This window comes from Flavobacterium soyae (genome assembly GCF_045348165.1).
GTDB classification, from domain to species: domain Bacteria; phylum Bacteroidota; class Bacteroidia; order Flavobacteriales; family Flavobacteriaceae; genus Flavobacterium; species Flavobacterium soyae.
The window spans coordinates 1,773,204-1,794,282 of the sequence record NZ_CP150845.1 but is presented as its reverse complement, the minus strand read 5'-3'; the positions used below and the strand labels follow the sequence as shown (position 1 = coordinate 1,794,282).

Genomic DNA, 21,079 nt, shown 5'->3' with positions numbered 1-21,079 from the left:
ATGCTCGTTTCTTTACGCAAAAAAACATTTTCTTTGTAGACTAGAAAAACACACAAAATTTTAACTCCTAAATATGGCACAATTCAATTTCAATAAATGGAATACTATTATTGGTTGGTTTGCATTTGCAATCGCTTTAATTACCTACACATTAACTGTCGAACCTACAATGAGCTTTTGGGATTGCGGCGAATATATTGCCACAGCAGCTAAACTAGAAGTTGGCCACCCCCCGGGAGCACCTTTATTCCAAATGATGGGCGCATTCTTTGCCATGTTTGCAACAGATGCTCAGCATGTGGCCTTAATGGTAAATATGATGTCTGTTTTTTCTAGCGCATTTACAATTTTATTCATGTTTTGGTCTTCGTCTATGATTTTAAAGAAAATCATAGCACGTTTTACCGAAATTAATCAAAATAATTCTATTGTAATTTTAGGAAGTTCTTTTGTAGGAGCACTAGCCTATACTTTCTCTGACAGTTTTTGGTTTAATGCTGTCGAAGCAGAAGTTTATGCAATGGCTTCCTTGCTAATAGCATTACTTTTTTGGCTTGGATTACGCTGGGAACAAGATATGGACAAACCAAAAGGAAACAAATGGTTATTAATCATCTCTTTGGTTATTGGTCTTTCATTTGGAGTTCACTTTATGGCGTTATTAACGATTCCGTCAATTGGATTTCTTTACTACTTTAAACATTACGAAAAAGTTACAATTAAAAACTTTCTTATTGCCAATGTGGCTGTAATAGGAATTTTGTTGTTTATATTCAAATTACTTCTGCCTTTAACGATGGCATTCTTTGGTAAAACCGAAATTTTTATGGTAAACAGTTTAGGACTTCCTTTTAATTCCGGAACTATTTTCGTGGTTTTACTTTTAATTGCTTTCTTCTATTTTGGATTAAAATTTACCAGACAAAAAGGATTGATTTTTTATAACACCATTATCCTTTGTATCTTATTTATATTAATTGGTTTTTCTACCTGGATCATGTTACCTGTTCGTGCAAATGCCAATACAGTAATCAACGAAAACAAACCATCTGATGCTGCCGAGGTTTTAGCCTATTATAATCGTGAGCAATACGGTGTAAACCCATTATTTTATGGCCCGCAGTATACTGAAGTTTTTTCCGGTCTTGACGCTAATGTTCCATATTTAGACAAAAAACCTAACTACGAAAGAGATTATAAAACGGGTAAATATATTATTACCAACAATTATAAAAACGCAGAACAAAACAGCGACGATAATCAAAAAACGGTTCTGCCAAGAATGTGGAGTACAGAAACCGGACACATTCAAAACTATATCAATTTTACAAATCCTCCTAAATTTCGAATCAATCCAAACTATAATTATGAGGATGATTTAGGTAAATACGGAATTGATCCAAGCCAATTAACAGAAGAAGAATATAATAAGGCAATAGGGCAGCTTCGTAATGAGGTTGAAAAAACAATTGGTGAATTTAGAAACGCCTATGCCCAAAAACAAATTGACAATGAAGGCTATGTTAAGTTCCTAAATAGCTATAAAGATTATTTAATTATAGAAAAACCTTCTACTGTAGATAATTTCAGTTTTATGTTCGAATATCAATTTGGATATATGTATTGGAGATATTTAATGTGGAATTTTGTTGGACGTCAAAGTGATGTTCAGGGAAAATACGACAATTTAGATGGAAACTGGATTAGCGGAATCAAAGCTCTTGACTCTGTTCATTTAGGTTCTCAGGACAAATTACCCGCTGATGTTTTAAACAACAAAGGGCGTAATGTTTATTATTTCATTCCTTTCATTTTAGGCTTAATCGGAATAATGTATCATGCTAATAAAGATCTTAAAAGCTTTTATGTTCTTCTGGCACTATTTTTATTTACCGGAATCGCATTAAAAATCTATTTGAACGAAAGACCTTTTGAACCTCGTGAAAGAGATTATGCACTAGTTGGATCTTTCTATGTCTTTGCAATCTGGATTGGCTTCGGGGTTTATTCTTTATACGAAAGTATTCAGAAATATATTGCCCCAAAAATTGCCGGGCCAATTATTATTGCAGGAAGTTTATTGGCAGCGCCAGTTTTAATGGCTTCTCAAAACTGGGATGATCATGACAGATCAAACAGATACACTGCAGTTGCAATGGCAAAAGCTTATTTGAGTTCGTGTGACAAAGATGCTATTTTGTTTACCATTGGAGACAACGATACATTCCCGCTTTGGTATGCGCAGGAAATCGAGCATTTTAGAACCGATGTTAAGATCGTAAATACAAGTCTTTTTATGACGGATTGGTATATTGACCAAATGAAGGCAAAATCATATGAATCTAATCCCTTACCGATATCATTTACACACGATCAATATGTTGGGGATAACTTAGATTATGTAGCTCATATACCGAAGATAGAAACACGCTGGAACATCAAAGATTTCCTTGATTTTATTAAAAATCCAAAGTCAACTGTAGGTTTACAAAACGGACAAACGATTCATTTTTATCCAACAAACAAAATCAGAGTCAGCGTTGACAAAAACATCATTCTTAAAAATAAGGTTGTAAACCCTAAATATAATGATTCAATTGTTCCTTACATGGATATTGACATTAAAGGAAGTGCACTTTATAAAAACAGGTTAATGATGCTCGATATCCTGGCTAATAACAACTGGAAACGTCCAATTTATTTTAGCGGAGGAGCTTTTGACGATGAAGATTATTTATGGTTAAAAGATTATCTGCAATTAGACGGAATGGTTTATAAATTAGTCCCTGTTAGAAACGTACCTTCTAAGGATGGCGGACCAATGGATATGGGACAGATTGATGCCGATAAAATGTATGATATCGTGATGAAATGGGATTGGGGTAACAGCGAAAGCGAAAAAATCTATCACGATCCTGAAACCAGAAGAAACAGTATTACGTACCGTACCAATTTATCTCGTTTAATGGACGAACTTATTGCCGAAGGTAAAATCGACAAAGCTAAAAACGTGATCAATTTAGCAATGACAAAACTGCCATTGGATAAATTTGGTTATTATTCTTTAGTTGAACCATTTGCCGGCGGATATTATAAAGTGGGAGAAACAGCTAAAGCACATGATTTATTAGATAAACTGGTTAATAAATACAAAGAAAACCTAAATTATTATGGTACGCTGCCTCCTTCTGACCAGACAGATTTGGCAATGGATATTATTACTGACATTGAACGTTACAGAAGTTTACTTCATGTTATGAGAGAAAACAAAGACAAAGCTTTCTACGAAAAACATAAAACAGTATTTAATACTTATGTAAATGTTTTTGAACGTTTTGGACGTGAAAAAGAATAATAATATACGAAAAATATATTGATTAAAAAAATGCAGTGCTTCTTGATAAAAAGCGCTGCATTTTTTATTTTTACGTATGTAAATAAAATCAAAATGAGCTTTTATTGGGTAAAAACTAATTCATTTATTAAAAAGGTGTTTTCTAAATATTGTTGGGATATTCCAAACAACGAAAAGAAAATATACTTAACGTTTGATGACGGCCCAACCCCAGAGATTACAGACTGGGTTTTATCTGAACTAAAAAAGTTTGATGCAAAAGCGACTTTCTTTTGTATTGGAAAAAACATTAAAGCAAATTTATCTTTATTTGAAAGACTAATCCGAGATGGGCATTCTATTGGAAATCACACTATGAATCATGTAAATGGCTGGAAAATTCACACAAACGATTATATCGAAAATGTAAATAACTGCGCCAAGATTTTAGAAGAAGAAATAAAACCAAACAATTTAATATTTCGCCCTCCTTATGGGAAAATTAAAAAAGCACAATCTAAGATTTTACGAAAACTAGGCTATAAAATAATTATGTGGGATGTTTTAAGCGCCGATTTCGACCAAAGTATAACTCCTGAAAAATGCCTTGAAAATGTTACTAAAAATGTAAAATCAGGAAGTGTAATTGTATTTCATGACAGCATAAAAGCGTCGCCAAATTTAAAATTTGCCTTACCAAAAACGCTGCATTTTTTAAAAGAGAATGGATATAAGTTTGATATTATTCATTAGAAAATCAGAACAATATCTTATTTCTGAAGTTTTTTATACGTCGAATTGATCCTGAACAATCCCGATAAGTGTGTTAGCGTCAAGTTCTCCGGATTGTCTCCAGATCATTTGCCCTTCTTTATAAATCATTAAAGTCGGAAGTCCTTTAATTCGTAATGCTTCGGCCAGTTCCTGATTTTTATCGACATCAATTTTAATTACCTTCGCTTTATCTCCAAGCGCAGCCGCAACATCCTTTATTACCGGATGCATCAATACTGATGATTCGTTCCAATCTGTGTAGAAGTCAATTAGCACTGGAACCTGAGCATTTATTAGTTCTCCAAATTTTGACATAAAACCAAAAATTTAATTCTTTTAATCTATTAAAAAGATATAATTAATACAAATGTAGCATTTTTAACGAATTAAGCCACATTCTTACCTTTTTTTAGTTCAATCACCGTGATTTCAGGCATAATTCCAACTCGTCCCGGATAAGCATGAAAACCAAATCCGCGGTTTACATAAACATATCTTCCTGCTTCTTCATAAAGCCCGGCCCATTGTTTATAAATGTATTGCGCCAGACTCCATTTAAAATATCCCGGAATTTCAATTCCAAACTGCATTCCGTGTGTATGTCCTGATAACGTTAAATGAAAGTTTTTAGGGTGTTTTTTAATTTCATATTCCCAATGACTTGGATCATGGCTCATCAACACCTTAAAATCATCATGGTGAAGATTTTCTGAAGCCTTATTAAGATCTCCTGCCTTTTTAAAATTCTTTCCCCAGTTTTCAACCCCAACCAAAGCAATTTTATCAGCTCCTTTTTGAATATATTTATTTTCGTTTAATAAAAGATTAAATCCTATTTTACCATAAAGATTCTTGATTTCTGCGAAGTTTTCATCTTTTTCTTTTTCAGATGGCCAGGTCACATACTCTCCGTAATCATGATTTCCTAAAACAGCATATTTTCCGTACTTGTAATCTTTAATTCTGCTAAAAGTTTCCAGCCACGGGTGCATTTCTTTGGCATGCGTATTTACAATATCTCCGGTAAACAAAATTATGTCTGATTCCTGTTCATTAATCAAATCAACTGCATATTTAATTTTATCAGGATTATCAAAACTTCCGCTGTGTACATCTGAAATCTGGGTTATTTTAAAACCATCAAATTCATCTGGAAGATCCGGAAAGAATATAGTCTGCTTAAATACTTTAAAATTATATTTTCCCTCAAAAATCCCATAAATCAAAGACAAAAATGGAACCGCTGCTAAACCTAAAGCTAACTGGCTGACAAATTTTCGTCTGTCCGGCATCATTTCTTTTCGAGGCGTATTGTACATGCAGTAATTTAATATACTGGTCCCAATCCTAAAAATATCTTCTCCAAACATTATCAGCGTAAGCAAAATTTTGGGAACATAAACCAATAACATTAATCCCATAGTAAACATGGTTTGTCTGGTCTGCCCAACAGAACGGTCAAATTGCGTAAAGGAATATATAATGAAAACTAAAAGCAGTACACTTATAATTTGATAGCTGATCAAAACCCATCTTAATTTGATTAAAGTACGAAAGGCTTGATACGAATAGAACTCAATAAACAGAAAGAGAGCACATAGAATTACAAAACGAAGGATCATTTATTTACAGTTTTAAGCAAAGTAACAAAGAATGAAAATTTAATCGCTTTTTATTATCAAAAATTTAACTCAAATAATAGCAAAAGCCGATAGATTTCTCTATCAGCTTTTACAGCCAAATTATTTAAAACCTTTAGTCTACAACAAAGTTCATTTAATAAACTTATATTGTGTTATTTTTGTGCTTTTGCTGCCTCTGGCTTAGCTTCTGCTTTTTTAGTTTTTTTATCGGCTTTTTTATCTTTTTTAGCCGTTTTTGCTTCTTTAGCCGGAGTCTCTTTTACTGGAGTTGTCTGAGCATTTACCATTACAGTTGTTCCTAAAACTGCTGCTGCTAATAAAACTATTTTTTTCATGATTATAGATTTTGTGATTACTATTTCTTTATTTATACCTCAAAGATAGAATCAGTAAATGAAGACAAAATGAAGATTGAACCAATCAGAAAAAATTAACTTTTAATTGTGTTTTTGCATTTCCGGAAACAATAAAGTAAAAGTTGTTCCTTCGTTTATAATAGAGGTAACTTTAATCTCAATATGATGAAAAACAGCTATACTCTTAGCAATTGCAAGACCTAACCCCTGCCCTTCCTGATCAGAACTTACTCTGGCAAATCGGTTGAAGATATTTTCAATTTGCGATTCGTTTAAACCAATGCCAAAATCTGTAATTGAAATAATATATTGATTTTGCAAAAAGCCATCAGAAACAATAATACTTCCGTCCTGCTTATTATACTTTATGGCATTTGTAACTAAATTATAGATCAAAATATGAATTAAGGTTTTGTTTCCCTTAAAAGCAAAATCATATTCCATTTTATTAACGAACTCAATGCCTTTATCGTCAATACGATCCTGAAGATCTTCCTGAAGATCCTTTATAATTTCCTGAAAACTGATATTTTCGCTGGCTTCATATTGATTGTTTTCAATCCGTGAAATCAGCAGTAAATTATTGATGATTTTTTTCAGCATATCAAGCGTTTTCAATGAACCCGCGATTTTATCCACCGCATTATCATCTAAAGAATCATTTTGCAGTAAATTCTCCAGTTTGTTTTTCAATAAAGCAATCGGGGTCAAAAGTTCGTGAGAAACATTAGAAATAAACTGTTTTTCTTTTTTAAAAAGCTCTGCAATACGATTCATCATTTGGTTTAAAACCAAATCTAATTCTCTAAAATCTCTTGATTTTGCTTTTATCGGAGTATGATCAAAAACCTCTGGTTCGTTGACCCGCCTTATTTTAGTATCAATAATTTTATAAAACGGTTTCAATAAATATTCGATATAAAAAGTATCTGCCAAAAAAGTGACCAAAAGAATAATAACTAAAACGATTATGATAAACAATTTGATAATAAACGTTAAGTCTTTTACTTCGCTTAAACTGCTCCCTATTTCGAGTTGGTAATCTTCATTTTGATAACTAAAGTGATGCTGCAGAATTCGGTATTCATTTTCTTCACCTTCAATAATTCGATATTCATTACTAAAAGTTGTTCGCTTTTGATGTGTCTTTATGGGAACTCTGGAAAGAACCAAAAATTCGCTGTGAAGTGTAGAAAACTGCGAATAGGTTTCAGTCGAATCATCTGCATTTTCGATAAAATCATTAATTTCCTGCTGATTTAAATGATCGATAAATTTCTTTTTCTTTTCGATTAATCCGTTATTAATGTGTCTGTAAACCACATTTTCAACCAAAATAGGAAGCATGAGCCATAAAACCAAAATCACCAACAATCTTGTTAGTGCATTAAATATGGCCAATTGATGTTTTATCTTCACAAAAAATCTATTTATTCATTAATACGGTAACCCACATTTCGAACGGTTTCAAACCAATCAATCGAAGTATGTTTGTCTAATTTTTTTCGAAGGTTACGAACGTGTACGTCTATAAAATTAGAATCGGAGTTTACCTCCAGAATATCGCCCCAAATATGTTCTGTTAATTGTAATCTCGTAATTACCCTGTTTTTATTCAAGACTAAATATTGAAAAATATCAAATTCTTTTTTAGTTAAACTTAAAGGCACTTCATCAAAACTCACTTTATAATCCTGAAGCTGCAGTAAAAATCCGTGAATACTTAAATTGTTTAAAGTAAAACCATGAATCCTGCGAATTACAGCAAATAATCTCGCAGCCAATTCTGTCAATGCAAAAGGCTTCGTCAAATAATCATCCGCACCTAGATGAAGCCCGTTAATCCTGTCATCTAATTCTCCGCGGGCCGTTAGCACAATTACCGCAATTTTTGATTTTGTTTTTCGAATAGTCTGTAAAACTTCAAAACCATCTCCATCAGGCAATCCCAAATCAAGCAGCATAGCATCATAATCATTACTGGCAAACTCTTCAAGAGCATCGGCGCAGTTATTTGCAATTTTACAAATATAACCTGTGCTGCACAGAAAGTCGTAAACCTCTACAGCAAGTTCTTTATTATCTTCAACAATCAAAACATTCATAAATAGGGCGTTTAAACGCAACTAAAATTAAATCAATTATCAAAAATCCAGTTACGTGTTATTAAAAAATTAACGAATAAAAAAAGCCGACAAATTTCTTCATCAGCTTTCTTCAATCGCATTCATCATAATCATTATTCCTGTTTTGCCTCCGTTACAATACTTCGAAAACAAAACGAGAGTAATTCTTATTTTTTCACGGTTGCAGCTTCGTCTTTTGGAGCTTCAGCTTTTGCCTTTTTGTTTCCTTTATGATGGTGTTTTGTTGCTTTAACCTCTTTTGCAGGCGCTGCCTGAGCTGGAGTTGTTTGAGCATTTACCATTACAGTTGTTCCTAAAACTGCCACTGCTAATAAAATTATTTTTTTCATGATTTTAAATTTTTAAATTAACCAACCTTTTATTCTAAATTATTTTTTTTCTTATTTTGTCACTTTTACTGCTTCTGCTTTTGGAGCTTCACTTTTTACTGATTTTGTTTTTTTATCCGTTTTGCTTTTTGGGTGTTTTGTTGCTTTAACTTCTTTTGCAGAAACTGTTTTGCCATCTTTTGCAGGAAACGCATGAACCATTGCACCTGTTCCTAAAACTGCTACTAATAACATCAATAAATTTCTCATGATTTCTAAAATTTAAATTAATTACCTTTTATTTTACAGATCAAAATTACCCCCATAACATGAAGACAAAATGAAGAAATCCCTGTATAAAAAAAATTAACTTGACATTAACGCTTTGCTAGTTTTTGAACCATATAAGTTATATAAGTTCATTTAATACATAGGACACAACTAATCGTTATGTATTAAAATGCGGAGACGCACTGCAGTGCGCCTCTACTAAAATGAACTTATATAACTTATATGGTGGAAAAAATCTATGGTGGAAAAAAAATCTTCTTAGTCTAATTTTTGAGGACTCAATTGTTTATTTTTACAGACTAATATTTTTTATATGTCAACTCAAAAACGCCTTTTTCTTCTAGATGCTTATGCATTAATTTTTCGCGGTTATTATGCTTTTATAAAAAACCCGAGAATCAACTCAAAAGGAATGGACACATCTGCAATTATGGGTTTCATGAACTCACTTTTGGATGTTATTAAAAGAGAAAAACCAGATCATTTGGCCGTTGCTTTTGACAAAGGCGGAAGTCATGTAAGAACAGAAATGTTCGTAGAATATAAAGCTAATCGTGACGCAACGCCTGAGGCAATTAAAATTGCTGTTCCGTATATTCAGGAATTGTTAAGAGCAATGCATATTCCGATAATTGAAGTCGAAGGCTGTGAAGCCGATGATTTAATTGGAACCATTGCCAAACAAGCCGAAAAACAAAATTATAAGGTTTTTATGGTAACACCGGATAAGGATTTTGCGCAATTGGTTTCTGAAAATATTTTCATGTACAAACCTGCCCGTATGGGTAATGGAATCGAAATTTGGGGAATTCCTGAAGTTTTGGCAAAATTCGAAATCGAAAGACCAGTCCAAGTAATTGATTTTCTTGGAATGATGGGCGACGCTGTAGATAATATTCCAGGATTACCGGGAGTTGGTGAAGTGACCGCTAAGAAGTTCCTGAAAGAATTTGGTACAATGGAGAATCTTTTAGAAAACACTCATTTACTAAAAGGAAAAATGAAGGAGAATATCGAAGCCAATAAAGACAAAGGTCTTTTGTCTAAAAAACTGGCAACGATTATCTGCGACTGTGATGTTATTTTTAATGAAGATGACTATGAGCTTTCTCGCCCTGATATTGAAAAAACAGATGCTATTTTTCAGGAATTGGAATTTAGAAGAATGGCTGAGCAGTTTGACAACTTGTTTAAAGTTGGCGGCGGAAATGAATTAGCAAACAATAATCCGGCTGCCGAAGCTAAATTATACAAAAAGCCACAGCCAAAGAACGAAGACCAATTTGATCTTTTTGGCGGAGGTGGAACTACTCTTGATGAAAGTGCCGAAGCTGCAAGAAATTCGTTTTATAATACTTTAGAAAATACTGAACATTCTTATCAAACCGTACAGGGCGATTTAGGAATTAAATTGCTTTTACAAAATTTACAAAAGCAGACTTCGGTTTGTTTTGATACTGAAACAACTGGAATCGATGCCCTGCATGCAGAACTTGTGGGTATGTCTTTCTCTTACGAAAAAGGAAAAGCTTTTTATGTTCCGTTTCCGGAAAATCAGGAAGAAGCAAAAGTTTTAGTAGACAAGTTTGTTCCGTTTTTTGAAAATGAAAACATCGAAAAAATTGGACAGAATTTAAAATACGATTTAAAAATTCTTTCTAATTATGGTGTTACAGTAAAAGGAAAACTTTTTGACACGATGATTGCGCATTATCTGATTAATCCGGATATGCGTCATAATATGGATATTTTAGCCGAAACATATTTAAAATATTCTCCAAAATCAATTGAAACTTTAATTGGTAAAAAAGGAAAAAATCAGCTTTCGATGCGCGATGTTCCTTTAGAAGATATTAAAGAATATGCTGCTGAAGATGCTGATGTTACTTTACAATTAAAAGAAATCTTTACAACAGAATTAGACAAAACCGAAACTAAAAAGTTATTTGATGAAATCGAAATTCCGTTAGTAAGCGTTTTGGCCGCAATGGAAACAGAAGGAATTCGTCTGGATGTTGATTTCTTAAAAGAAATGTCTAAAGAAATGGAAGTTGAAATCAAATCTTTAGAAGAACAAATTTACGAAACAGCAGGCGAGAAATTTAATCTTGCCTCCCCAAAACAATTAGGAGATATTTTATTTGACAAACTTAAAATTGGCGGAGCAAAGCAAAAGAAAACCAAAACGGGCCAATATGCAACCGGAGAAGAAGTTTTGACTTATTTAGCAAACGATAATCCTATTGTAAAACAAATTTTGGACTGGCGCCAAATGGTAAAGTTACAAAGTACCTATATTTTGGCTTTGCCAGAACAAGTTGATAAAACAACATTGCGTGTTCATACCGATTATATGCAGACTGTTGCCGCAACAGGACGTTTGAGTTCTAATAATCCGAACTTGCAAAACATTCCAATTCGTACTGAAAGAGGCCGACAAATTCGTAAAGCTTTTGTGGCGCGTGATGAAAATTACACTTTAGTTTCTGCCGATTATTCTCAAATAGAATTGCGGATTATTGCAGCTTTAAGCGGTGAAGAAAACATGATTAAGGCGTTTCAAAATGGAGAAGATATTCACAGAGCTACCGCAGCAAAAGTTTTTGATGTGGCGCTAGAAGAAGTTTCCCGCGAACAAAGAAGTAATGCCAAAACGGTAAACTTCGGAATCATATATGGTGTTTCTGCTTTTGGATTAAGTAACCAGACTTCTCTATCAAGAAGCGAAAGCGCTGCATTAATTGATGCTTATTATAAAACATATCCAAGATTAAAGTCTTTTATTCAGGAGCAAGTTGAATTTGCCCGAGAAAAAGGATACGTACAAACCATTTCTGGTCGCCGTCGTTATTTAAAAGACATCAATTCTGCCAATGCTGTTGTTAGAAGCGCTGCAGAACGAAATGCTGTAAATGCACCAATTCAGGGAAGCGCTGCCGATGTAATTAAGATTGCAATGATCAACATTCACAAAAAATTACAAGACGAAAACTGGAAATCCAAAATGCTACTCCAGGTTCATGATGAGCTTGTGTTTGATGTACACAACGATGAATTAGAAAAAATCCAGCCTATGATTAAACACGAAATGGAAAATGCTTTTAAAATGACAGTTCCGTTAGAAGTTGAACTTGGATTGGGTAAAGATTGGCTGGAAGCGCATTAATTATAATCTTAGATTTTAGATTTATGAATCAAAAACCTGCACAATCTTGTCTTTGCGAGGAACGAAGCAATCTCATTGGCTAGATCAAGTTTTGTGTCTTATTGTAGTAAGGCTGCTTCATTCCTCGCAATGACACACAAATAATAGATAAAAAAAGGACTGTTCTTTCGAACAGTCCTTTTTGTTGATTATATTTTTTATTTAAGCTTTTCTTGTTGATTCTCGTTCTTTCAACTTTGTTTTGATAACGATTGTTTCGTAATCAGAAGTTTCGCCTTCTGGCTCTTCCAGTCTTTCGATTAATTTTTTGGCAGCAACTTCGCCAATTTCAATTCCGTGCTGGCTTACTGTTGTTAAACTTGGCGACAAACGTCTTGAAGCTAAAATCCCATCTGCAAAACCAATTATCGAAATATCTTCCGGTACTTTATATCCTTTTTTCAAACTTACTCTTAAAGCTGCAACTGAGTCATTTTCATCTAAAGCAAAAATCGCATCAATTTTATGATCAAAAACCGAATCAATTTTAGCTTTCATATCATCTTCAGAATCGGTACGAAGAATAATTTTTTCGTTAACCAGAATATTATTGTCTTTTAAAGCTTTTAAATATCCATCGGCTCTTAATTTTCCAACACTTAAATTATCTACAGAAGAAATTAAAGCAATGTTTTTACAGCCTAAATTAATTAAATGCTGAGTTGAGTTTAAAGCAGAATCAAAATCATCTACTACAACTTTATCACATTCTACTTCATCAGCAATCCTATCAAACATTACAATCGGCGTTCCGTCATTAATAATAGCCGAAAAATGATTGTAATCTTGCAGTTTTTGTGCTTCCTCAGAAACAGAAAGAATAAATCCGTCAATAGTTCCGTTGCTTAACATTTCAAGCGTATGAACTTCTTTCTCTAAAGATTCGTTAGAAATACACGTAATTACATTATATCCTTTTTTATCAGCTACTTTTTCAATTCCGCTAAAAACTTTAGCAAAAAAAGAGTTTAATATATTAGGTATAATTACACCAATTGTTTTCGTTTTACGGTTCTTTAAATTCAGACCAATAACATTCGGTTTATAATTTTTGAGTTTGGCATACTCCTTAATCTTCACCTTCGTCTGCTCACTAATTTCCGGGCTGTCATTCAATGCTTTAGACACAGTAGACACAGAAACACCCAGTTCCTTCGCAATTTGTTTTAGAGTTGCTTTAGCTTTCATCTAATAAAAGTTTATGTAATTAATACAAATATAGTAGAATTACCGAAAATAAAACAAAAAACACCTACCACTATTTGAAATTATAAGATCTATTCAAAATAAATCAGGGAAAGAAGATTTTTCTGAAACTGCATCTCTCAAAATTTCATTAACAACCTTAATAAAAAACCTATTATGAAAAACGAAGTTAAAATTCAGAAAGTCAACCCAAATTCAAAAGATTTTGCAGGAGTTACTATAGTGAGTACTCCAACTGGATTGAATATCGCAAAAAATCCGTCAAAAATCCTACCAGTTGCTGCAGGATTTAATACAACTGCCGCATTTAGTATCACAGCAATCTGAAGCTTGCAATAAACCATTAAAACACTGTAAGTGGTCGATATAGCCAATATATTTATTATTTAGTAAAAAATAAGCTTAATTTTGAACCGCCCTCGTGTTATTGTGAAGTAAGGTTTTTTTATAGTTTTAAAAATAAAAACTGAGAGCCTGATTTTCAGGATATAAAATATTCTTTTCAGGTATTTGGTTTTAAAATAATTAATTGTACTTTTGCATCCCCTTTATTGGGGATGGAATGTTTAATTAAAATAATATTATGGACGCATTAAGCTACAAGACAATTTCAGCTAGCAAAGCCACTGTAACTAAAGAGTGGATTGTTGTTGACGCTGAAGGTCATAACTTAGGACGTCTTGCTTCAAAGGTTGCTATGATCTTAAGAGGTAAGTACAAGCCAAGTTACACACCGCACGTTGACTGTGGAGATAACGTAATTGTTATCAACTCAGAAAAAATTAACCTTACAGGTACAAAATTGAATGACAAAATTTACATGCGTCATACAGGTTACCCAGGAGGACAAAGAACTTTAACTGCTAAAGTATTGCAAGCTAAAAACCCTGCATTATTAGTAGAAAAAGCTGTAAAAGGAATGTTACCTAAAAACAAATTAGGGGCTGAACTTTTTAGAAATCTAAATGTTGTTGTAGGTGCCGAGCATACTCACGGAGCTCAAAAACCTAGAACTGTTAACCTAAATGATCTTAAGTAATGGGAGTTATTCACAAAATCGGTAGAAGAAAAACCGCTGTTGCACGTGTATACGTTTCTGAAGGAACAGGAAATATCACTGTAAACAAAAAAGAATTCGCAACTTACTTTCCAACTGCAACTTTACAATACAAAGTTTTACAACCATTGTCTATGACAGAAAACGTAAACAACTTTGACGTAAAAGTAAACGTTTACGGAGGTGGTACAACTGGTCAGGCAGAAGCTGTAAGAATGGCATTAGCACGCGTAATGTGTGAAGTTAACGCTGAAAACAGAGGAATCCTTAAACCAGAAGGTTTATTAACAAGAGACCCAAGAATGGTTGAACGTAAGAAATTCGGTCAGAAGAAAGCTCGTAAGAGATTCCAGTTCTCTAAACGTTAATATTACCTGTCTTGTTCAGATGGGACAAGACATTATCAATTATTTATTGAAATTAAAAAACACAGTTATTGTTGCTCTCCTATCGAGGTAGGATATAGTTTAGCATCTAAATGGGTTGAGTCTTAAAGTCGAAAGTCTTAAAGTCATAAAGCTTAAAGCCTAAAGCATATTGCCTAAAGCCAAAGTTCAAAACACATTGCTAATCAACAGAACGTAAACTAGTACAAAAATGGCAAACAAAATAGAAGTAAAAGAATTACTAGAAGCAGGTGTTCACTTCGGACACATGACTAGAAAATGGGATCCAAACATGGCTCCTTACATTTATATGGAGCGTAATGGTATTCACATTATCAATCTATATAAAACTGCAGCTAAAATTGAAGAAGCTAACGAAGCTTTGAAAAAAATCGCTGCATCAGGTAGAAAAATCTTATTCGTAGCTACCAAAAAACAAGCAAAAGACATCGTTGCTGATAAAGCAAAGGCTGCAAACATGCCTTACATCACTGAAAGATGGCCAGGCGGAATGCTAACTAACTTCGTAACTATCAGAAAGGCTGTTAAAAAAATGTCTTCAATCGATAAAATGAAGAAAGATGGTACTTTCAACACTCTATCTAAAAAAGAGCGTTTGCAAGTTGATCGTCTACGTGCTAAATTAGAGAAAAACTTAGGTTCAATCGCTGATATGTCTAGACTGCCTGCAGCATTGTTCGTAGTAGATATCAAAGCTGAACACATCGCAATAAAAGAAGCTCAAAAATTAAACATTCCAGTTTTCGCAATGGTTGATACGAATTCTGACCCAAGAGAGGTTGATTACGTTATTCCTGCAAATGATGATGCTTCTAAATCAATTGACAAAATTTTATCTTTAGTGACTACTGCAGTAATCGAAGGTCTTTCTGACAGAGGTTCTGAAAAAGAAGTTGAAGCTGCTGAAGAAGCTCCTGCTATTGAGGCTGAAGCTGCTCCTGCAACTGAAACTGAAGAATAAATCAAATTTTAAATTCCAAATTTTAAATTCCAAAATCCAAATACAAAATTAAAAACGTTATGTTGATAATTTATTAAAATTGGAGTTTGGGATTTAAAAGCTGGAATTTTTTACTTTTAACATTAAAAATTCAAAATATTATGTCAACAATTACTGCTGCAGACGTAAATAAATTAAGACAATCTACAGGTGCCGGAATGATGGACTGTAAAAAAGCTTTGGTTGAAGCTGAAGGAGATTTCGATAAAGCTATACAAATCCTTAGAGAAAAAGGACAAAAAGTGGCTGCTAACCGTTCTGACCGTGAGTCTGCTGAAGGAGCTGCTGTTTCTTTTATCAATGCTGACAACACTAAAGGAGCTATCATCACTTTAAACTGCGAAACTGACTTCGTAGGTAAAAATGAAGCTTTCGTTGCTTTAGCTAAAGATTTAGTAGAAAGAGCTATCAACTTCTCTTCTAAAGAAGAATTATTAGCTTCTGATTTCAACGGAATTACAGTTGCTGAGAAATTAATCGAGCAAACTGGAGTTATCGGCGAGAAAATCGAAATCGGTGGTTTCGAAATTTTAGAAGGTGCTTACGTTGGATCTTATGTTCACGTTAATAAAATTGCTGCTTTAACTGCAATTTCTGCTCCAGTTGCAAACGCTGAAACTATAACAAAAGACATCTCTATGCAAGTTGCTTCTATGGGGGCTGATACATTATCTTACAAAGATTTTGATCCTGCTTTCGTTGAATCTGAACTTGCTGCTCGTATTGCTGTAATCGAAAAAGACAATGAAGAAGCAAAACGTTTAGGAAAAACTTTAAAAAATGTTCCTAAATACATCTCTTTCTCTCAATTAACTCCTGAAGTTATCAAACAAGCTGAAGAAGATGCTAAAGCTGAATTAAAAGCTGAAGGTAAACCAGAACAAATCTGGGACAAAATTCTTCCAGGAAAAGTACAACGTTTCATTTCTGACAACACTACTTTAGATCAAGAAAAAGCTTTACTAGATCAAAACTTCATCAAAGATGACAGTAAAAAAGTTGGTGATTACGTAAAAGGATTCAATGTTGAAATTACAGGTTTCAAAAGAGTTACTTTAGGTTAATATATTATTTTTTCAATATTAAAAAGCCCGAATATTTAGTTATTCGGGCTTTTTTATTTTCATATAAAACTAACTTTCAACTGAAAAATTTCTTGCTCGCATCAATGCATCAGATTTTGGAGCGTGTCCTCTGAAATTCTCATACATTTCCTCGTTATCAATCGTATTTCCAACACTTAAAACTGTTTTATAAAAACGTTCAGAAACTTTCTTATCAAACGGTCCATCTGCTTCTAGAAATGCTTCATAAGCATCAGCATTAATAACATCTGCCCACAAATAACTGTAATAACCAGCCGCATATCCGTCGCTTGAAAAAATATGTGCAAACTGCGGAATTCTGTGTCTCATTACAATTTCATCAGGCATATTAATTTCACTTAAAACTTTCTCTTCAAATGCATGCGGATCAATCGTATCGGTTGTTAAATGCAACTTCATATCAACAAATGAACTTGAAATCGTTTCAACCGTTGCAAAACCTTCATTAAAATTGGCCGCTTTTCCTATTCTTTCTACCAATGATTGCGACAAAGGCTCATTGGTCTTATAATGAAGCGCAAACTTATTCAACACTTCTGGAGTCGCCAGCCAATGCTCAAGTAGTTGAGAAGGAAACTCTACATAATCTCTCGCAACCGAAGTTCCTGATAAACTCGGATAAGTAACATTTGAACACAAACCATGCAGAGCATGTCCAAATTCGTGAAATAAAGTTGTTGCATCATCCCACGAAATTAAAACCGGTTCATCAGCATTTCCTTTTATAAAATTACAGTTGTTAGACACAATCGGAAGTGTTTTACCTTCTATTTTTTGTTGATCTCTATGCGAATTCATCCATGCACCTGAACGCTTTCCTGCGCGCGCGTATGGATCAAAATACCAAAGCCCGATTGGTTCTCCGGTATTTTTATTGTTCACTTCCCAAACACGAACATCAGAATGATAAACAGGAACATCAAATAATTGTTTAAAGCCTAAATCAAACAACTCACCAGCAGTCCAAAACATTCCTTCACGTAAATTCTCTAACTGCAGATATTGTTTTATTTCATTTTGATCTAAATCGTATTTTGCTTTTCGAACCTTTTCAGCATAATAACGGTAATCCCAAGGCTGAATTTTAAAATTTCCGCCTTCTTCATCAACCATTTTCTGCATAGCCGAAACATCATTTTTTACCTTTTCAACAGCCGGCGTCCAGACAGACTCCATTAAATCTAAAGTTTTCTGCGGATCTTTGGCCATTTTATTAGACAAACTCCATTCGGCAAAATTCTTAAACCCTAATATTAGAGCCTTCTTTGCCCGTAATTGCAAAATCGAAACAAGTACTGCATTTGTGTTATTTGCATTCTCGTTATCACCTCGTTTTACAAAAATTTCAAATGCTTTTTCTCTTAAATCTCTTCGGTCTGAGAAAGTTAAAAACGGTTCAATAGAAGATCTTGTATTACCAATACATCCTAAAACATCTAAATTTCTTTCTTTAGCTTCTGCAATTGCTGCATTTTTAAACTCTTCTGGCAACCCGTCTAAATCAGCTGCAGATTTCAATTCTAAAAACTGATCATTCTCTTCTGCCAATAATTTTTGACTAAAAAGCGTAAAAAGCCCAGCTAGTTCCTGATTAATTCTGGCTACTTCCTCTTTATCTTCTACATTTAATTCAGCTCCTTCTCGAACAAAATCGGTATAATAAAGCCATAGCAAACGCTGTTGTTCATCGTTTAATTTTTTACTGTTTTCAGATTTATACAGTTTTTCAATTCTTGAAAACAACTTCTCGTTTTGATATAGTTTATCGTTAATCTCTGCCAGTTTTGGAGACATTTCAGTATCAACCGAATTAAATTCAGGACTACTTAAATTAGACCTGTAAATTCCGTAAACAGCATGAATTCTATCCAGTTTCTCACCTGAAAGTTCTAAAGCTGCAATCGTATTATCGAAACCAGGTTCTTCTGAATTATTTGCAATTGCATCAATTTCATCTAATTTCTCCTGAATAGCAAACTCAATGGCAGGTTTAAAATCTGAAATTTTATATTTTGTAAAATCAGGAACACCTCCATAAGGTCCTTCCCATTCCTGAAGTAACGGATTATCTAAATCAATTTGTTTTTTCATAATAAAATGCATTAATAAATTTCTATCAGGTTTATTTTCCAAAAAAGAAATACCGACAGAATCCCAAAATTAACCAATCAAAAGCAAACTTCAAACGAACTAATTAACCCATTTCGAACATTTGAAGAAATAGTTTAATTTTGGAACATCATAACCAAAATAACATGTTTAAAAACCGAAAAGAAATTGTTTTTGTAATTCTAGCAGGAATATTTATAACTAATGCCGTTGTGGCCGAACTTATTGGAGGAAAATTAATTCAGATTGGCCCTTTTGTAATGAGTATAGGGATTTTACCCTGGCCGATTGTTTTTCTAACAACCGATTTAATTAATGAATACTTTGGCGAAAAAGGAGTAAAAAAGCTCTCTTTTATAACAGCTTGTTTAATTGCTTATGCTTTTCTCATTTTATTTATGGCAATTGTAATTCCGGCAGCAAAAGGAATCAGCCCCGTAAATGATGAACAATTTGAAGCCGTTTTTGGACAGAGTATGTGGATTATTTTTGGAAGTATAATTGCTTTTATGGCATCACAATTAATTGATGTGTGGATTTTTTGGTTTTTTAAAAATAGAACCGGTGAAAAGAAAATATGGTTAAGAGCAACTGGCTCTACGGTTATTTCACAATTGTTTGATTCTTTCATTGTTCTTGGAATCGCTTTTTGGCTTCCGGGTAAAATCGATTTTGACACTTTTATTTCGTCTGGATTAATTGGATATACTTTTAAACTAGCAATAGCTATATTATTAACTCCAGCAATTTATTTAGGTCATTATTTGATCAGAAAATATTTAGACGAAGATCCTGCAAACAAAGGATAAAAAAAACACATTTAGGTCATGAAAAAAATTGCTTGCTTATTTTATTCTCTATAACCTATTTCTTTTTCAGTTGTGGCAATGACAAAAAAAAAGCCTAGAAAAGTCATTCAACCTGTCAATAAGCTGACACCAGCTGCTATGAAAATACCCCACAAAGTTTCATCAAAAAGTATAACTGCCCCAAAAAGAGTTTGACTCGAAAAAACTGTTGCTCCAAAAAAACCATTTTCGGTTAAAACCCCAATAGAAATAAATACTCTAAACCCTCAAGCGCCTTCAACCACCTCAATAAAAAAGCAAGCCAACGAAGAATTATTGAATTTTGTCAATATTAGAAAAATGCAAAATGGGTCAGACTATGACTCAAAAGCAGCTAACAGAACATTTTGAAATTCAGGAAGAAGCCGTTAAACTAGTAAAAAGCGTAACCAAAACCGCAGAAAATGAATTGTCTGTAAAATAGCAGTCTACGTAGTTTGTTGAAAAAGTTTCTGATGCAGAACTTGAAGACGGCAAAATGAAAGTAGTCTTTAAAGCTAATAAAATGTACACTTCCGGCAATGCTATTGGCATTAAATACAATAGAAAAATCTATACTAATTTAATCATCGTTGGACGTTCTGCCTATATTCCGAGTGTAAAAGGATATAGCTGGCAGATTGGAAGATAAAGAAAGAGAAATTTTACCACATCCAAAGAACATTAGATTAACCTGAAAGCCAGCGCATTACAAATAAAATGTTAAAATAATGAGGGAAAACTGATTATAAAACCTAGGTTTTCTGTAGAAAGATTTTATTTTTGCTAAAAATTTAACAAAAACAAATCTACCAAAAATGAAAAAACTAAGTATTTTTTTTGTGTCTGTATTGGCACTAGGATTATCAGTATCTTGTAGCAGTAATGACGATGATAAAGCGTCTTTAGAAGGTAAATGGGAAGTATACCAAAACGGAACCATTGTTGACGGAAAAGAAAAATTAACTCCAGTAGTTTCTGAAGGAGGTTGCAACAAAGATGTTTTTGAAATTCAAGCAGGAGGAACATTCATCGACCATTATTCTCAATATAGCAATTCAAAATGTAATGATTATTCTGAAAATGGAACTTGGACTAGAAAAGACAATACAATAACTATTAAATATGACGGTGAGAGTTCTGTAAATGATGCAGAAATCTTAGTATTAAATGAAACAACTTTAAAGCTTAAATATACTTACACTAATCAAAGCGAAACAACTGAAATATATGTAGTTGAATTCAAACGTATATAATTTCTTCAAAACTTTTTTAAAACCTCAAACTTCTTTCGTTTGAGGTTTTTTTA

Annotated in this window: 20 protein-coding genes; 11 read left to right on the top strand and 9 right to left on the bottom strand. The window is 33.3% G+C overall.

What is annotated here, in order from left to right; genetic code table 11:
• Positions 1–73 precede the first annotated feature (73 nt).
• Positions 74–3,355, top strand: coding sequence for a DUF2723 domain-containing protein (locus AABD74_RS07915; protein WP_406845178.1), 3,282 nt, complete (start codon positions 74–76; stop codon positions 3,353–3,355).
• 93 nt (positions 3,356–3,448) lie between these two features.
• Positions 3,449–4,087, top strand: coding sequence for a polysaccharide deacetylase family protein (locus AABD74_RS07910; protein ID WP_406845177.1), 639 nt, complete (start codon positions 3,449–3,451; stop codon positions 4,085–4,087).
• Positions 4,088–4,120: 33 nt separating this feature from the next.
• On the opposite strand, the gene AABD74_RS07905 is transcribed toward AABD74_RS07910, so the two are convergent.
• The 7 genes from AABD74_RS07905 to AABD74_RS07875 form a co-directional block, all read right to left on the bottom strand.
• Positions 4,121–4,423, bottom strand: a complete 303-nt coding sequence (locus AABD74_RS07905; RefSeq protein WP_053474396.1) for a co-chaperone YbbN — start codon at positions 4,421–4,423, stop codon at positions 4,121–4,123.
• Between the two features lie 71 nt (positions 4,424–4,494).
• On the bottom strand, positions 4,495–5,730 hold the full coding sequence (locus AABD74_RS07900) for a metallophosphoesterase (RefSeq protein ID WP_406845176.1): 1,236 nt from the start codon (positions 5,728–5,730) through the stop codon (positions 4,495–4,497).
• A 173-nt stretch (positions 5,731–5,903) separates the two neighbouring features.
• Positions 5,904–6,086 carry a hypothetical protein gene (locus AABD74_RS07895; protein WP_406845175.1) on the bottom strand — a complete coding sequence of 61 codons (183 nt, stop codon included), beginning with the start codon at positions 6,084–6,086 and terminating at the stop codon, positions 5,904–5,906.
• Positions 6,087–6,188: 102 nt separating this feature from the next.
• Positions 6,189–7,526, bottom strand: coding sequence for a sensor histidine kinase (locus AABD74_RS07890; RefSeq protein WP_406845174.1), 1,338 nt, complete (start codon positions 7,524–7,526; stop codon positions 6,189–6,191).
• An 11-nt stretch (positions 7,527–7,537) separates the two neighbouring features.
• The gene (locus tag AABD74_RS07885) at positions 7,538–8,212 is read right to left on the bottom strand and encodes a response regulator transcription factor (RefSeq protein ID WP_232675937.1); all 675 of its coding nucleotides are present in this window, start codon (positions 8,210–8,212) and stop codon (positions 7,538–7,540) included.
• 188 nt (positions 8,213–8,400) lie between these two features.
• A complete protein-coding gene (locus AABD74_RS07880) occupies positions 8,401–8,583 on the bottom strand; it encodes a hypothetical protein (protein ID WP_406845173.1) in 183 nt (60 codons plus the stop codon).
• Positions 8,584–8,634: 51 nt separating this feature from the next.
• Positions 8,635–8,832, bottom strand: coding sequence for a hypothetical protein (locus AABD74_RS07875; RefSeq protein WP_232675941.1), 198 nt, complete (start codon positions 8,830–8,832; stop codon positions 8,635–8,637).
• Positions 8,833–9,166: 334 nt separating this feature from the next.
• Between AABD74_RS07875 and polA the strand changes: the two genes are divergently transcribed.
• A complete protein-coding gene (gene polA, locus AABD74_RS07870) occupies positions 9,167–12,019 on the top strand; it encodes a DNA polymerase I (RefSeq protein ID WP_406845172.1) in 2,853 nt (950 codons plus the stop codon).
• Between the two features lie 201 nt (positions 12,020–12,220).
• Here polA and AABD74_RS07865 read toward each other — a convergent pair whose 3' ends face one another.
• Positions 12,221–13,246, bottom strand: a complete 1,026-nt coding sequence (locus tag AABD74_RS07865) for a LacI family DNA-binding transcriptional regulator (RefSeq protein WP_406845171.1) — start codon at positions 13,244–13,246, stop codon at positions 12,221–12,223.
• 174 nt (positions 13,247–13,420) lie between these two features.
• Here AABD74_RS07865 and AABD74_RS07860 point away from each other — a divergent pair, with 174 nt between their 5' ends.
• From AABD74_RS07860 to tsf, 5 genes are all read left to right on the top strand, one after another.
• Positions 13,421–13,591 carry a hypothetical protein gene (locus tag AABD74_RS07860; protein WP_232675952.1) on the top strand — a complete coding sequence of 57 codons (171 nt, stop codon included), beginning with the start codon at positions 13,421–13,423 and terminating at the stop codon, positions 13,589–13,591.
• Positions 13,592–13,847: 256 nt separating this feature from the next.
• The gene (gene rplM, locus AABD74_RS07855) at positions 13,848–14,303 is read left to right on the top strand and encodes a 50S ribosomal protein L13 (RefSeq protein WP_232675962.1); all 456 of its coding nucleotides are present in this window, start codon (positions 13,848–13,850) and stop codon (positions 14,301–14,303) included.
• Positions 14,303–14,689, top strand: coding sequence for a 30S ribosomal protein S9 (gene rpsI, locus AABD74_RS07850; protein ID WP_012023687.1), 387 nt, complete (start codon positions 14,303–14,305; stop codon positions 14,687–14,689). Before rplM ends, rpsI begins: the two co-directional genes overlap by 1 nt.
• Positions 14,690–14,918: 229 nt before the next feature.
• Positions 14,919–15,689, top strand: coding sequence for a 30S ribosomal protein S2 (gene rpsB / locus AABD74_RS07845; protein ID WP_406845170.1), 771 nt, complete (start codon positions 14,919–14,921; stop codon positions 15,687–15,689).
• Between the two features lie 140 nt (positions 15,690–15,829).
• Positions 15,830–16,792: a translation elongation factor Ts gene (gene tsf / locus AABD74_RS07840; protein ID WP_406845169.1), complete on the top strand. Its 963-nt coding sequence runs from the start codon at positions 15,830–15,832 to the stop codon at positions 16,790–16,792.
• 69 nt (positions 16,793–16,861) lie between these two features.
• Here tsf and AABD74_RS07835 read toward each other — a convergent pair whose 3' ends face one another.
• A complete protein-coding gene (locus tag AABD74_RS07835; protein ID WP_406845168.1) occupies positions 16,862–18,925 on the bottom strand; it encodes a M3 family metallopeptidase in 2,064 nt (687 codons plus the stop codon).
• Positions 18,926–19,089: 164 nt separating this feature from the next.
• Here AABD74_RS07835 and AABD74_RS07830 point away from each other — a divergent pair, with 164 nt between their 5' ends.
• The 3 genes from AABD74_RS07830 to AABD74_RS07820 all read left to right on the top strand — a co-directional run bounded on the left by AABD74_RS07830 (position 19,090) and on the right by AABD74_RS07820 (position 21,026).
• A complete protein-coding gene (locus AABD74_RS07830; protein WP_406845167.1) occupies positions 19,090–19,752 on the top strand; it encodes a queuosine precursor transporter in 663 nt (220 codons plus the stop codon).
• Between the two features lie 517 nt (positions 19,753–20,269).
• On the top strand, positions 20,270–20,422 hold the full coding sequence (locus tag AABD74_RS07825; protein ID WP_232676003.1) for a hypothetical protein: 153 nt from the start codon (positions 20,270–20,272) through the stop codon (positions 20,420–20,422).
• 190 nt (positions 20,423–20,612) lie between these two features.
• Positions 20,613–21,026 (top strand): lipocalin family protein, encoded by a 414-nt coding sequence (locus AABD74_RS07820; RefSeq protein ID WP_406845166.1) that lies wholly within the window; start codon positions 20,613–20,615, stop codon positions 21,024–21,026.
• Positions 21,027–21,079: the final 53 nt, after the last annotated feature.

Excerpts from the sequence above, each read along its gene's own strand:
- AABD74_RS07915 (WP_406845178.1), top strand. The coding sequence starts at position 74 with ATGGCACAATTCAATTTCAATAAATGGAATACTATTATTGGTTGGTTT.
- AABD74_RS07910 (WP_406845177.1), top strand. The coding sequence starts at position 3,449 with ATGAGCTTTTATTGGGTAAAAACTAATTCATTTATTAAAAAGGTGTTT.
- AABD74_RS07905 (WP_053474396.1), bottom strand. The coding sequence starts at position 4,423 with ATGTCAAAATTTGGAGAACTAATAAATGCTCAGGTTCCAGTGCTAATT.
- AABD74_RS07900 (WP_406845176.1), bottom strand. The coding sequence starts at position 5,730 with ATGATCCTTCGTTTTGTAATTCTATGTGCTCTCTTTCTGTTTATTGAG.
- AABD74_RS07895 (WP_406845175.1), bottom strand. The coding sequence starts at position 6,086 with ATGAAAAAAATAGTTTTATTAGCAGCAGCAGTTTTAGGAACAACTGTA.
- AABD74_RS07885 (WP_232675937.1), bottom strand. The coding sequence starts at position 8,212 with ATGAATGTTTTGATTGTTGAAGATAATAAAGAACTTGCTGTAGAGGTT.
- AABD74_RS07880 (WP_406845173.1), bottom strand. The coding sequence starts at position 8,583 with ATGAAAAAAATAATTTTATTAGCAGTGGCAGTTTTAGGAACAACTGTA.
- AABD74_RS07875 (WP_232675941.1), bottom strand. The coding sequence starts at position 8,832 with ATGAGAAATTTATTGATGTTATTAGTAGCAGTTTTAGGAACAGGTGCA.
- polA (WP_406845172.1), top strand. The coding sequence starts at position 9,167 with ATGTCAACTCAAAAACGCCTTTTTCTTCTAGATGCTTATGCATTAATT.
- AABD74_RS07865 (WP_406845171.1), bottom strand. The coding sequence starts at position 13,246 with ATGAAAGCTAAAGCAACTCTAAAACAAATTGCGAAGGAACTGGGTGTT.
- AABD74_RS07860 (WP_232675952.1), top strand. The coding sequence starts at position 13,421 with ATGAAAAACGAAGTTAAAATTCAGAAAGTCAACCCAAATTCAAAAGAT.
- rplM (WP_232675962.1), top strand. The coding sequence starts at position 13,848 with ATGGACGCATTAAGCTACAAGACAATTTCAGCTAGCAAAGCCACTGTA.
- rpsI (WP_012023687.1), top strand. The coding sequence starts at position 14,303 with ATGGGAGTTATTCACAAAATCGGTAGAAGAAAAACCGCTGTTGCACGT.
- rpsB (WP_406845170.1), top strand. The coding sequence starts at position 14,919 with ATGGCAAACAAAATAGAAGTAAAAGAATTACTAGAAGCAGGTGTTCAC.
- tsf (WP_406845169.1), top strand. The coding sequence starts at position 15,830 with ATGTCAACAATTACTGCTGCAGACGTAAATAAATTAAGACAATCTACA.
- AABD74_RS07835 (WP_406845168.1), bottom strand. The coding sequence starts at position 18,925 with ATGAAAAAACAAATTGATTTAGATAATCCGTTACTTCAGGAATGGGAA.
- AABD74_RS07830 (WP_406845167.1), top strand. The coding sequence starts at position 19,090 with ATGTTTAAAAACCGAAAAGAAATTGTTTTTGTAATTCTAGCAGGAATA.
- AABD74_RS07825 (WP_232676003.1), top strand. The coding sequence starts at position 20,270 with ATGAAAGTAGTCTTTAAAGCTAATAAAATGTACACTTCCGGCAATGCT.